Origin of the sequence: Peptoniphilus sp., from assembly GCF_050943655.1 — a bacterium.
Taxonomy (GTDB): Bacteria; Bacillota; Clostridia; order Tissierellales; family Peptoniphilaceae; genus Peptoniphilus_A.
In genome coordinates this window covers 1-13,341 of the sequence record NZ_JBMNPQ010000042.1, presented here as the reverse complement: position 1 = coordinate 13,341, position 13,341 = coordinate 1, and the positions used below count along the sequence as shown (strand labels likewise).

The following is a 13,341-nucleotide window of genomic DNA, read 5'->3' as shown; positions in this document are numbered from 1 at the left end:
TATCGCTTATTATTTCTAAAATTTATTTTAATTGACTGCTAAAAACAGTCGTTATATACTATATAAAGGATTATTATTTAAAAAATTAAAAATTTATATACAGAAAGGTGATAAGATGTCAGGCCATTCAAAATGGAATAATATTAAGAATAAAAAGGGAAAAGAAGATGCTAAGAGGGGCAAAATTTTCACTAAGCTTGCAAGACAAATAACAGTTGCTGCAAAAGAAGGTGGAAGCGATCCAGATTATAATGCTTCATTAAAAGTTGCAATCGATAAAGCCAAGGCTGAGAACATGCCAAACGACAATATTGAAAGAGCAATTAAAAAAGGTAGCGGAGCAGATGGAGCAGATAACTTTGAAGAAGTTGTTTACGAAGGTTATGGTCCAAATGGAGTTGCAGTAATGGTTAGTTGTTTAACTGATAATAGAAATAGAACTGCACCTGAGATAAGACACTTATTCGATAAATATAGCGGAAACTTGGGACAACCTGGTTGCGTGTCATTTATGTTTGACCAAAAGGGAGTACTTGGAGTTTTAAAAGACGGACTTGACGAAGATGAATTTACTCTACAAGCTCTTGAATACGGTGCAGAAGATGTAGTGGACATGGGAGAAGGATTTGAAATTATAACATCTCCTGATGAATACCACAGCGTAAGAGAAGCATTTGAAAAGGATGGTTTTTCTTTTGTTGAGTCAGATATAACATATTTACCACAAACAACAGTTGAACTTACTGATGAAGAAGATATTACAAACATGGAAAAATTAATTGATGCTCTTGAAGATAACGACGATGTTCAAGATGTATTCACTTCATGGGAGAGGGATTAATATGGAAATGAATAGAATTATTGACCACACACTTTTAAAACCTGAATCAACAGAAAAAGATATTGAAAAATTAATTGCAGAGGCAAAGGAATATGAATTTTTTTCTGTATGTGTAAACCCAGTTTGGGTTAAAAAGTGCGCAGAAGAACTTAAAGACAGCAGAGTTAAAGTTTGTACAGTAATTGGATTTCCTCTTGGTTCAAATACTTGTGAGACAAAAGTATTTGAAACTGAAAATGCAATTAAAAACGGTGCAGATGAAATCGACATGGTTTTAAACATTGGACTTATGAAATCAGGAAAGTATGATGAAGTTCTTGACGAAATTAAAGAAGTTGCAAAAGTGTGTCACGAAAATGGCAAACTTTTAAAAGTTATTTTAGAAAACTGTCTACTAACTAAAGAAGAAATAAAAAAAGCTTGCGAACTTTCTGAAGAGGCAGGTGCTGATTTTGTAAAAACTTCAACAGGATTTTCAACTGCTGGAGCAGATGCAGGAGATGTAAAACTTATGAAAGAGTCTGTATCAGATAAAGTTAAAGTAAAAGCAAGCGGTGGAATTCGTGATTTAGAAAAAGCAAAGTTAATGGTGGAATCTGGAGCTGACAGACTTGGCGTATCTGCTGGCGTTTCTATCATGAAGGAGATTTTAGGTTGATGTACATTAACCCCATAGCTTTTTCTATTTTTGGCGTTGAAGTTCATTGGTATGGAATACTGATAGCAATTGGCGCCATGCTAGCAATCTATACCACAGAAAAGATGGCAAAAAGAAAAAACTATATTAATGGTCTATATGAAACTGTTGCAACTGATGCTTCGATAGCTCTATTACTATTTGGAGTGTTGGGGGCAAGGCTCTATTATGTTGCCTTTGAGTGGGACTATTACAGTAAGCATTTAAACGAAGTTTTTGCAATTCGAAATGGCGGACTTGCAATTTATGGAGGAATCTTAGCAGGGCTAATTGCTCTTGCAGTATTTTGTAAAGTTAAAAACATAAACTTTCTTACAATGTCAGACTGTATTGCACCGGGACTTGCCCTAGCACAATCTATTGGAAGATGGGGCAACTTTATAAATGGTGAGGCTCACGGAGATGTGACAGATGTACCTTGGGCAATTTTAGTCGATGGACAGAGAGTTCACCCAACATTTTTCTATGAATCTTTTGTAAATTTCGTTCTCTTCTTGTTTTTGTATTTCTATTTATATAAGAAACAAAAATTTGAAGGACAGCTTACTTCTGTTTACTTCATGGTTTATGGATTTGCAAGATTTTTCATCGAGGGAATGAGGACAGACTCACTTTATATTGGAACATTTAGAGTGTCTCAACTTGTGAGCATTGGCATATTTATTGCCGGACTATTTATTTATATAAAATATCACAAGAGATACAAAAGTAATTATAATAAGAATTGATAAAGGCTAGCTGTTGCTAGTCTTGATTTTTAGGTGTGAAATGAATAAGATTAATTACAATTTAGAGATGGAAAAGATAATTAAAAATATTGGGACAAATAGACCAAAACTTCTTCTACATTCATGTTGTGGGCCTTGTTCTTCAGCAGTTTTAGAAAGACTCTGCGAATTTTTTGACATTACGATTTATTATTACAACCCAAATATAGATAGCGAAGATGAATATATTAGAAGAAGTGAGGAGCAAGTAGAACTTCTAAAAGACATGGGCATTCAAAACATAAATGTAATTGTAAAAGATTACGACCACAATGAGTTTTTAGAAAATGTGGAAGGCTTTGAAAAGTATAAAGAAGGAGGAGCGAGATGCTTTAAATGCTATATGCAAAGGCTCGAGCACTCTGCAATATATGCCAAAGAAAATAATTTTGATTATTTTACGACTACTCTTTCTATTTCTCCCCACAAGGACTCACAAATTTTAAATAGAATGGGAAAATTTTTAGGAGATAAATATAAAATTAATTATCTATACTCCGATTTTAAAAAGAAAAATGGTTTTAAGAGGTCAGTGGAGCTTACGACTAAGTACAAAATGTATAGACAAGATTATTGTGGATGTGAATTTAGCAGGGCTGAAAGGTTAGAATATGATGAAGAGAAGTAAAATTTATAACTTAATTTTTATAATTTTAATATCTCTTTCTCTCGCAGGCTGCATAAATCAGTATTCCACAAGTGGTGCAAATAAAGATAGTTCAAATAATATTAAAACAAATGAAGAGAAGATAGAAAACATAACAGAAATCGAAGTTATCGGAATGGGAGATATGATCTTTCACCAGCCAATTGTAAAAAATTATAGGAATGATGCGGGGTATGACTTTACGCCAATTTTTTCAAATATTAGCGAAGATATAAAATCAGCAGATCTTGCAATTGCAAACTTCGAAGGTTCGATTAATTCTAATGGAGCACTCAGTGGATTTCCACTTTTTAATTTCCCAAAGGAGAGCGTGGCATCCCTTAAAGATGTAGGCTTTGACGCACTTTCTACTGCAAACAATCACTGTATCGATACGGGAGTCGATGGAATTAACGAAACCATTAATGTGATGAAGGAAAATGGAATAAATTACTTTGGAACTAACAATAGAAATGGTTTTAATGGTAAAATTTTAAATGTAGAAGGAATTAAGGTTGGACTTATATCTTTTACTGACCCTCTAAATGGAATGGACTCCCTCATAAGTGGGAGGAGTATATGGTTAACACATTTAAATACGACTTCATGGACGATGTTAAGAGGATAAAAGAAAATAGTGACATTGTAATAGTCTATCCACATTGGGGAGTGGAGTACACTCACCTTCCAAACGACAGACAAAGAGAGCTTAAGGATAAACTTTTTGAAGCGGGGGCCGATGTTATTTTAGGTTCTCACTCGCATGTCCTTCAAAGTAGCGAAGACTTTGAAATAAATGGAGAAAGAAAATTTGTAATTTATTCCATGGGAAATGCCCTTTCCAATCAAAGACAGGAGTTTGTTCACCACGAGGGAGTGGAAACAGGCTGCATGGTAAAGCTTAATATTTTAAAGAATAACGACACCAATAAGACTACTCTTAAAGATATAAAGTTAATTCCAACTTATGTAAATAGATATTGGGACAGTGGGAGACTTATTTATAATATTGTAAAGCTTGAGGACTATAAGGACGGCGGAAAGCTTGCTGAAACTGTAGATGCAAAGACGAAAGAATTTTATTTAAATAAACTAAACATGGCAAATGAGGTTTTAAAAGGTGGAGAAGATGGAGTTTGATAAAGTAGTCGGGACAAATCATTTAATATATCAAGATGAAGATGAATTTAAATACACAACAGACTCACTAATCCTCTCCTCATTTGTTGGTCATGGGAAAAGAGTTTTGGACTTGGGCTCTGGAACGGGAATAATTAGTCTTCGTGTGGAGGAGAGATTTAAAGAAGTATACTCTGTAGAGAAGAATCAAAAAGTACTAGAATGCTTTAAAAGATCAGTTCTAGAAAATAATCTTCAAGATAAAATAAACATAATTAACGAGGATATTTATAATCTTAAAAATATTTTTAAGACAAATTATTTTGATAACATTGTAATGAATCCTCCTTTTTACGATTATGAAAATATAAAATTTGATACGACTGTTGCAAAACACGGTTTTTCTCTTGATGAGGCTTTAGACATTATAAAATATTTGCTTAAAAATTCTGGAACACTTACGATGATTTATCCTACATTCAGGCTTGCAGAGGCAATTTATAAAATTAACGAGAATTCAATGCGAGTAAAATCAATTGTAAATATACATAACGAAGCGTATAAGCCTTCAAAGTCTTCTATTATAATTGCAAAGAAGCAGGCGAATTACGGAAATACTCTTAGAGAATTTTACGTAAGATGTAATGGGGAGTATTCTCATGAGATGAAAAAAGTTTACGAAAACGAGGTTTTATTATGATTTATTTTTGCCCAACACCTATTGGAAACATGGGGGATATAACTCTTAGAACAATAGAAGTTTTAAAATCATGTGACATAATATTTGCAGAAGACACCAGAAACTCAATAAAATTACTAAACCAATATGATATTCATGCAAGGCTTTCCACTTATCACAAATTTAACGAGTCTGCCATGGCAGAAAAAATTATCAAAATGGCAGATGATAATATTGCAATTATAAGTGATGCGGGGATGCCGGGAATAAGTGATCCAGGAGTCGTTTTAGTTAAAGAACTTATAAAGAATAATATTGACTTTCGCGTTTTACCTGGTGCCAATGCAGCTTTAACTGCACTTGTGCTATCAGGACTTGATACTGATCACTTCTTATTTTATGGGTTCTGCGAAAGTAAATCTTCAGCAAGGAAAAAGGAGCTAGAAGAATTAAAGGACTTTAAATTTACTTTAATTTTTTATGAGGCACCTCATAGGATAAAAAACTTTTTGGAAGATTTATACGAAGTATTTGGAAAGAGAAAAATTTCTATATCTCGTGAAATCACAAAAGTTTTTGAAGAGACAATAAGAAGTGATACTGAAGAAGTTTTAAATTTAGACATTACTGAAAAGGGCGAATTCGTCGTTGTAGTAGAGGGAAATAACGAAGTTACTTATCTAGACATAAAGGCTCTACTTGAGGAAGAAATTAAGAGCGGAAATTCTAAATCAAAGGCTGTAAAAGAAGTTTCAAAAAAATATAATTTGCCAAAAAACGAAGTTTATAGGGAGAGCTTAAACTTATGATAAATTTAGAACATTTAAGAGAGCAGATTAATGACGTTAACTTGGATCTTAAAAATAAATACAATCCAGTTTTTAAAATAAGTTCAAAGACTTTTAGAGAGCATCTTAAAAGTGAAATTGGGAATTTGACTAAACTTAAAAAATTTGAAGGCGATGAATTAATTCCTTACAATTCGCTCGTCGGAGTGGACGGTTCTAACAATAAATCGGGAGGAGCATATCCTCACTTTATAGAAATTTTTCAGGGACTTGCAAAGTCAACTAATGGCAATGAAGTTTTTTTAAGCTCTGTCTACACTCCAACTCTTTCTGCTGTGACAGACGATGGAAATCTCAGCCAAAAAATGCTTGCAAGTATAGAGATAGAAACGGCAATTAAATATATTGAAGAGTATGATTTAAAATATTTAATGATGGACGGAGGATTTATAAGGTATAAAATTAACTGTCTCGATTTATTTAAAAGGCTACGTGAACTTTGTGAAGAGAAAAATATAATTTTATTTGGAGTAATTAAGGACATAAAGACAAATGTGATTTCAAATAGTTTGGGGCTTGATAAAACCATATACGATAGAGAAATATTATTTAATAGATTAAATCTTGGAGAAGCAGTTTTAATAAATAACGAGATTAATAAAAAATATCTAGAAAATGGAGATGGATTTTCTTCGGCATTTATGAGGACATCAAACTTCCCTGGAGCTATTGGCGTTGATATATTGGACACGCAGCAGGAACACTTAGAAGAAATATGCAATTTAATTTATACGCTTACACCAATAAATTCGCGTGGAGTGCCACTATGGCTTGATATTGTTGATAAAGACGTAAAAATAACTGATGAAATTGTCGACACGCTGTTGGAAGAATTTTTGGACAGAGACATTTATGAAAGATTTTTTATTTCTGAAAGAGATAAGAGGACACTTTAGGAGGAAATATGAAGGTACTTGGAATAACAACAACTAGAGAAGTTTATGTGGGATCTAAAGACAAAAATTTTAGAAATAATGAATTTTTAATTGTGGAAGATCCTGTTCAAGGAGATATTATTGGTGGAGTTGTGGAATCAAAAACTTTTAACAGATTTATCCCACTTGATATGGGTGGAGACTTCATCGATAGCTCTGTTTTAACTAGTTTGCAGGCACTTGGCTATGATATTGATAAAGAGACGGTCTATGTTGCAAAGCTTAGATTTTTTGAGGAGCTTTTGTATCCACCTCTAACTGGTATTGATGTTAGAACTCCTGAGTTTTATGAAATAAAAGATATCTTAATTGATACAGAACCGGACATGGCTCTTGTTCTTGGCACAATTAAAAACACTGATAATATTGCAGAGAATATGGACGAACAGTATAAAAATTTGATGTACACTCTAGAAAATAATAATTTGTCAGAACAAAGAGAGCTTCCATATTTATTTGACTACAGATCAATGCATCAGTATCCACACATTGGAGTGTTTGGAGGTTCAGGAAGTGGTAAGTCCTTTGGACTTCGCGTTATATTGGAAGAATTAATGGAAAAGAGCGTACCAACAATAGTGCTTGACCCTCACTATGAAATGGATTTCACAGATAGGGCGGACTTTGCGACAAAAGATTATAGAGATAAGTTCACTTGTCTTGAAATTGGCGTTCACACAGGAATTAAGTTTCAAGATTTGGAGAAGAGAGATTTAAAGAATCTTCTAAACGCTGTATCTGAACTAACCGACTCAATGAATAATGTAATCGACATCATGATGAATAAGGGTTCAAACTTGGACTCCTTTAGAAATAAGCTAGAGATGCTACTTGAAGGGCAAGAGCTGGGTTCAAGAGATAGAATTTTGCAAGAAATTAACGAGAGTGTCGATGCAACTGAGAAAAAGAGACTTGAGATGGTTTTAAAAGTCTATGAACAATACGACAAAACTTGCAATTCAATGAGTGTCAGGGGAGTATTGTGGAGACTAAATAATTTATATCACGAGGGAGTTTTCTCACACAATATTGATATTATTTTAGAACTTTTAAATAGTAGAAAGTTAGTTGTGCTCCAAGGCTCAACTAGAATAATAAATGTCTTTGCAACTTATTTGATTTCAAAATTGTACTACATGAGGAAGGAATATAGAGACGATATTCACAGAAATGTAGAGAATTCAGATTATTTTCCACCATTTGTGTTGATAACAGACGAGGCACACAACTTTGCCCCAAAGGGATATGACACGCCTTCAAAAAGTATTTTGAGAGAAATCTCACAAGAAGGAAGGAAGTACGGAGTATTTTTAATCTTGGCAACGCAAAGACCAACTCTTTTGGACGAGACAATCACAGCTCAGTTAAACACTAAATTAATTTTTAGAACTGTAAGAGCATCAGATATTGACACGATTAAGGAAGAGACTGACCTCTCATCAGACGAGACAAAGAGACTTCCATATTTATCCTCAGGTGATGTGTTTATTTCATCTGCAAAAAAAGGCAGGACATCCTTTGTAAGAATTAGGGCTGCAAATACCGTATCGCCTCACACTGAAAATCCTTTTGACGAACTTGAGATGATTGATAACAAAAAATATTCAGATTTATATTTGAACATAAAGGACTTCTTGCCTATAGGAATCACTGGACTAAACGATTTAGTTCTAAGTCTAAATAAGAAGATGGATACAAATTACAGTTATGACGAGATTAAACTCATTTTAGAAGAGCTTGTAAAGAGAGATTATATTGAAAAAAACACAGACTTTTTAGGTGAGATGTATATAAATAAATAGGAGGTTAATATGTACACGTGCACAAAGACATGCGCCCTTACTGGTTTAAATGGTCACGAAGTTCAAGTAGAGCTTGACATGGCAAACGGACTTCCAAAAGTCACACTGATAGGACTTGCAGAAGGAGCTGTTAGGGAATCTATTGAGAGAGTTCGTTCTGCAATTAAAAATAGTGGATATTCATTTCCAAGAAAAAAACTCACAATAAACCTTGCGCCTGCAGATCTTAGAAAAGATGGGACGCAGCTTGATCTTGCAATCGCAATGGCAATCTTAAGTCTCGACGAAGAACTAAAGCTTGAAGACAATTCTTATATTTATTTGGGTGAGCTCTCTTTAGATGGCAAGGTAAATAAAATAGCTGGTGCACTTCCAATGGTTATCTCCATGCGTGAGAAGGGATTTAGAAAATTCATCGTGCCCTATGAAAATAGAAAAGAGTGTTCCATAATTAGCGACGTGGAAATTTATCCAGTGAAATCTTTAGAAGAAGTTGTTTCTTTTTTACAAGGTAGCATTGAGATAGAAAGGTCCGTTGGAGAATTTTTTAGAGAAAAAGTAAAGCATGAACTTGATTTTTCAGACATAAAGGGACAAGAAAACTTAAAAAGAGCAATGGAGATTGCAGCTTGTGCAAAGTCAAATATATTAATTATTGGTTCACCTGGATCTGGAAAGACTATGGCAGCTAAAAGACTTCCTACAATACTTCCACCGCTTGACTTTGAAGAGGCAATTGAAGTAACAAAAATTTATTCAATTTCAGGACTGCTAGAGGATAACAGTTTAATAACAGTTCCACCTTTTAGATCTCCTCACCACACTGCATCGGCAGTTTCATTAATTGGCGGCGGCAGAATTCCAAAGCCGGGCGAGATTTCACTTGCTCACAACGGAATATTATTTTTGGATGAATTGCCAGAATTTTCAAAATCTGTGCTTGAAGTTTTGCGTCAGCCAATGGAGTCTAAGGAAATAAACATATCAAGAGCAAACGCAAATGTAAAATATCCGGCAGACTTCCAGCTGGTATGTGCACTTAACCCATGTCCATGTGGATATCATAATTCGAAGAATCATGAGTGCACTTGCAGTCCTTATGAAATTTCTAGATACTTATCTAAAATTTCTCATCCACTACTAGATAGGATTGACATACACCTAGAAGTTGAAGAGGTTGATTATAAAGAAATATCTTCAGATAGAAGTGGCGAAAGCTCTTCTGATATTAGGAAGAGAGTAGAGAATGTTCGTGAAATTCAAAAAGAAAGATTTAAGGATAAGACTTATAAATATAATTCCGAAATTCCAGAGAAAGATTTAAAGAAATATTGCAATTTAGATGAAAATTCCAAGAGGATTTTGGAGTTTGCCTTTAAAAAATATGCAATGTCTGCAAGGACGTACAATAAAGTTTTAAAAACTGCAAGGACAATTGCTGATTTAGACGGCAAGGACAATATAACTGAAGATCATATTTTGGAAAGCATTCAGTACCGCTCTGCTGACAATAAATTTTGGGGTGATTGATTTGGAAGATAGAGATTTATTAATTTTTCTAAATTCTCTAAATTTTTTGAGTGAAAATGCTCTAAAAGTTTATAATTTTCTTCACGATAATGAGATTGAAGTTGAAAATTTTGATTCCGTCGACTTTGTAGAGGAAGAGGTTCTTTCTAAAAGGTCAAATGACAAGTTGCATGAGATGCACCCAAAGATTGATGAAATTTTAGAAAGTGTAAAAGAAGAAGCACGCGCGAAAGAAATAAAAATTGTAACTATACTAGATGATGACTATCCAAAGAGTCTTAGCTACATCGAAGATCCTCCTTCAGTTTTATATATTAAGGGCGATTTAAAACTTAAAAATCCTCTAGCTTTTGTCGGAGCAAGAAAGCACACAAGTTATGGAGAAAATGTTGTAAATAGATTAATCGATGGACTAAAAGGTTATGACTTTACTATCGTAAGTGGAATGGCTTATGGAATTGACTCACTCGCGCACAAGAGAGCTCTTTATAATAATCTAAATACAGTTGCAGTTCTTGGTTCGGGAGTAGATGTAGTTTATCCAAAGAGAAATAGAAATCTTTATGATGAGATAATTAATTCTCACGGTGCAGTTATTAGTGAATTTCCCATGGGACTTCACGCCAATACATACACATTTCCAATGAGAAACAGAATAATTTCGGGGCTTTCTGATGCAGTAGTTGTTGTGGAGGCAAAAGATAAAAGTGGAAGCCTAATAACTGCAAGGCTTGCCGCTGAACAGGGCAGAGAAATTTTAAGTGTGCCTGGGAATATTAATTCAACTTACTCTGTTGGTACAAATAAATTAATTCGCGACGGTGCCATTCCACTAATTGAAGTTCAGGACATTTTAGATTTATATCCAGACATGAAAAGTAATTCAAATTTAGATTTTGATATTGACCTTGATGCAGAGGAGCTAGTAGTTTTTAATTTATTAAAAGATGGGCTGGGAAGTGCCAATGATATTTCTGCAAAACTTAATAAGGATATAATCTATATAAATAAAATTCTCACGATGCTTGAACTTAAGGGAGCAATTGAGCGTTTTTCTATGAATGAATTTAAGACTTTATTTTAAAATCGTCTCTTTTTATTTGACAGTTATCAAAAATGATATTACTATACTCTATAGTTTTAATTCTTGAAATTTTCAAATTTATATTATTGAAGAAATTTGATTTATGTTACAATGAATAAAAATACATTAAGAGTAAATATTATTTTGAATAGATGGGAGAGTTTAATCTTGGCGAAAAATCTAGTAATCGTAGAGTCACCAACAAAAGCAAAGACAATTAAAAAAATGTTAGGTCGAAACTACAAGGTAGTTGCGTCTGTTGGTCACGTACGAGATTTGCCTAAATCGAAACTAGGTATTGATATTGAAAACGACTTTGAACCACAATATATGAATATTTGGGGCAAGGGAAAATTAATAAATGAAATAAAAAAAGAAGCAAAAAAAGCAGATAATATAATTCTCGCAACCGACCCCGATAGAGAGGGAGAAGCAATTTCTTGGCACTTAGCTCATATTTTAGATTTAGATCCAGAGGGGAAAAATAGAGTTACATTTAATGAAATAACTAAAGACACTGTTAAAAGAGAAATCAAAAACCCAAGATCTATTGATATGAATCTAGTTGATGCACAACAAGCAAGGCGTGAACTTGATAGATTAGCTGGATATAAAATTTCACCTCTACTTTGGAAGAAAGTAAAGTCAGGACTTTCTGCAGGTAGGGTTCAGTCAGTTGTTTTGAAGTTAATTTGTGATAGGGAAGAGGAAATAAATAATTTTATCCCTGAAGAGTACTGGACTATACAGGCTGACCTCAGAAGCGGAAGAAAGAAAGTTTTGGTTGATTATTTTGGCATTAAAGAAAATGGCAAGGTAGTAAAAAATGAACTTAAAAATGAAAAAGATGCAGATGATGTAATTAATTCTGTCGACAAAGATGACTTTCATGTAGAAAAAATAAAAAAGGGAAAGAGATCCAAAAAATCTTCAAACCCTTACACAACTTCAACTATGCAACAGGATGCATCCAGAAAAATTAATTTTCCAACTAGAAAGACTATGATGGTTGCACAGAGTTTGTATGAAGGTGTTGAGATTCCAGGAGAGGGATCTGTTGGTCTTATAACTTATATGAGAACTGACTCCACAAGAATTTCTGATGACGCAAGAAATGCTGGACTTAAATATATCGAAGATAATTATGGCAAAGAGTTCTTGGAAGGAAAGATTTCCAAAAAATCCAAGCCAAATGAAAAAATTCAAGACGCTCACGAATGTATCAGGCCGACTGATGTTTTCAAGACGCCTTATTCAATTAATGAGTCTCTTTCTAAAGATCAATTTAAATTATACTCACTAATTTGGAAAAGATTTGTTGCCTCACTAATGGCCGATGCAATTTATGAGACAGTTTCAGCTGATATAAATTCAAATGATCAAATATTTAGAATTAATGGTTCAAAACTTGAATTCGAAGGATTTTTAAAAGTCTATGAAGATGTGCTTGCTAAAGAGATTAAGAAAGCTCTTCCTGATTTAACTGAGGGACAAGTTTTAAAATTTAAAGATATTTTAAAAGAGCAACACTTCACAAATCCTCCAGCAAGGTACAACGAAGCATCTCTAATTAAAGAGCTTGAAGAATTAGGAATAGGAAGACCTTCAACTTATGCGCCTACAATTACAACGCTTAAGAGTAGATATTATGTGGTGCTTGAAGAAAAAAGATTTGTGCCAACAGAACTAGGTCTAACTGTAAATGACATTATGAAGGAAAACTTCAAAGACTTGGTAGACAAAAAGTTTACAGCAGAGATGGAAACGGAGCTTGACCAAATTGCCGACGGTGAAAAGTATTGGAAGGAACTCATCAGATCTTTTTACGGTGGACTGGAAAAAGATTTGGAAAAAGCTTATGAAAATATAGAAAAAGTTGAAATTGAAGATCCAGTTACTGATGTAATCTGCGAAAAATGTGGCAGAAACATGGTAATAAAAATGGGCCGTTACGGAAAATTCTTGGCATGTCCTGGTTTCCCAGAGTGTAGGAATACAAAACCGCTCGTTGAAAAAATTGGTGTTAAATGTCCTAAGTGTAAAGATGGCGAGATTGTTGTTAAGAGAAGCAAAAAGGGCAGGATATTTTATGGATGTGATAACTTCCCAGACTGCGACTTTGTATCATGGAACAAACCAATTGACGAAAAGTGTCCAAAATGTGGAAGCATATTAACTGAAACTAAGTCAGGCAAAAAAACTGTCATAAAATGCAGCAACAATACTTGTGATTACAGGAGATAATTATGTCTAATATTTCTAAAGATTTAATTTCAAAGATAACTGAAACTTTTTGCAAAAAGAATATGATCCTTCCTGTTTTTGAAGATGATAATCTAGTTATTTTTGAAACATTAGAAGATGATGAAATTTTAAAATATAATTTAATGGAG

At 33.7% G+C, this 13,341-nt stretch carries 13 protein-coding genes; all 13 read left to right on the top strand.

Features of this window, described 5'->3' with window-relative positions; all coding sequences use genetic code 11:
* The first annotated feature begins 115 nt into the window (after positions 1-115).
* Positions 116-841, top strand: coding sequence for a YebC/PmpR family DNA-binding transcriptional regulator (locus tag ACOX6R_RS05195; RefSeq protein WP_433447971.1), 726 nt, complete (start codon positions 116-118; stop codon positions 839-841).
* Position 842: 1 nt separating this feature from the next.
* Positions 843-1,499 carry a deoxyribose-phosphate aldolase gene (gene deoC, locus ACOX6R_RS05190; protein ID WP_433447968.1) on the top strand — a complete coding sequence of 219 codons (657 nt, stop codon included), beginning with the start codon at positions 843-845 and terminating at the stop codon, positions 1,497-1,499.
* The gene (gene lgt / locus ACOX6R_RS05185; protein ID WP_433447966.1) at positions 1,499-2,266 is read left to right on the top strand and encodes a prolipoprotein diacylglyceryl transferase; all 768 of its coding nucleotides are present in this window, start codon (positions 1,499-1,501) and stop codon (positions 2,264-2,266) included. The genes deoC and lgt overlap by 1 nt, the downstream gene beginning before the upstream one ends.
* 40 nt (positions 2,267-2,306) lie before the next feature.
* A complete protein-coding gene (locus ACOX6R_RS05180) occupies positions 2,307-2,933 on the top strand; it encodes an epoxyqueuosine reductase QueH (RefSeq protein ID WP_433447964.1) in 627 nt (208 codons plus the stop codon).
* Complete coding sequence (locus tag ACOX6R_RS05175; protein WP_433447962.1) at positions 2,920-3,579, top strand: CapA family protein; 660 nt, start codon at positions 2,920-2,922, stop codon at positions 3,577-3,579. Before ACOX6R_RS05180 ends, ACOX6R_RS05175 begins: the two co-directional genes overlap by 14 nt.
* Positions 3,531-4,091: a CapA family protein gene (locus ACOX6R_RS05170; RefSeq protein WP_433447960.1), complete on the top strand. Its 561-nt coding sequence runs from the start codon at positions 3,531-3,533 to the stop codon at positions 4,089-4,091. The genes ACOX6R_RS05175 and ACOX6R_RS05170 overlap by 49 nt, the downstream gene beginning before the upstream one ends.
* Positions 4,081-4,770 carry a tRNA1(Val) (adenine(37)-N6)-methyltransferase gene (locus tag ACOX6R_RS05165; protein WP_433447959.1) on the top strand — a complete coding sequence of 230 codons (690 nt, stop codon included), beginning with the start codon at positions 4,081-4,083 and terminating at the stop codon, positions 4,768-4,770. Before ACOX6R_RS05170 ends, ACOX6R_RS05165 begins: the two co-directional genes overlap by 11 nt.
* Positions 4,767-5,558, top strand: coding sequence for a 16S rRNA (cytidine(1402)-2'-O)-methyltransferase (rsmI, locus tag ACOX6R_RS05160; protein WP_433447957.1), 792 nt, complete (start codon positions 4,767-4,769; stop codon positions 5,556-5,558). Before ACOX6R_RS05165 ends, rsmI begins: the two co-directional genes overlap by 4 nt.
* On the top strand, positions 5,555-6,493 hold the full coding sequence (locus ACOX6R_RS05155) for a DNA double-strand break repair nuclease NurA (protein WP_433447955.1): 939 nt from the start codon (positions 5,555-5,557) through the stop codon (positions 6,491-6,493). Before rsmI ends, ACOX6R_RS05155 begins: the two co-directional genes overlap by 4 nt.
* Before the next feature lie 8 nt (positions 6,494-6,501).
* Entirely contained in the window at positions 6,502-8,334 is a 1,833-nt protein-coding gene (locus ACOX6R_RS05150) for an ATP-binding protein (RefSeq protein ID WP_433447953.1), read from the top strand.
* Positions 8,335-8,343: 9 nt separating this feature from the next.
* Positions 8,344-9,864 carry a YifB family Mg chelatase-like AAA ATPase gene (locus tag ACOX6R_RS05145; RefSeq protein WP_433447951.1) on the top strand — a complete coding sequence of 507 codons (1,521 nt, stop codon included), beginning with the start codon at positions 8,344-8,346 and terminating at the stop codon, positions 9,862-9,864.
* A gap of 1 nt (position 9,865) precedes the next feature.
* Positions 9,866-10,948 carry a DNA-processing protein DprA gene (dprA, locus tag ACOX6R_RS05140; protein WP_433447948.1) on the top strand — a complete coding sequence of 361 codons (1,083 nt, stop codon included), beginning with the start codon at positions 9,866-9,868 and terminating at the stop codon, positions 10,946-10,948.
* A gap of 168 nt (positions 10,949-11,116) precedes the next feature.
* Positions 11,117-13,192, top strand: a complete 2,076-nt coding sequence (gene topA, locus ACOX6R_RS05135) for a type I DNA topoisomerase (protein WP_433447973.1) — start codon at positions 11,117-11,119, stop codon at positions 13,190-13,192.
* The last annotated feature ends 149 nt before the right edge of the window (positions 13,193-13,341 follow it).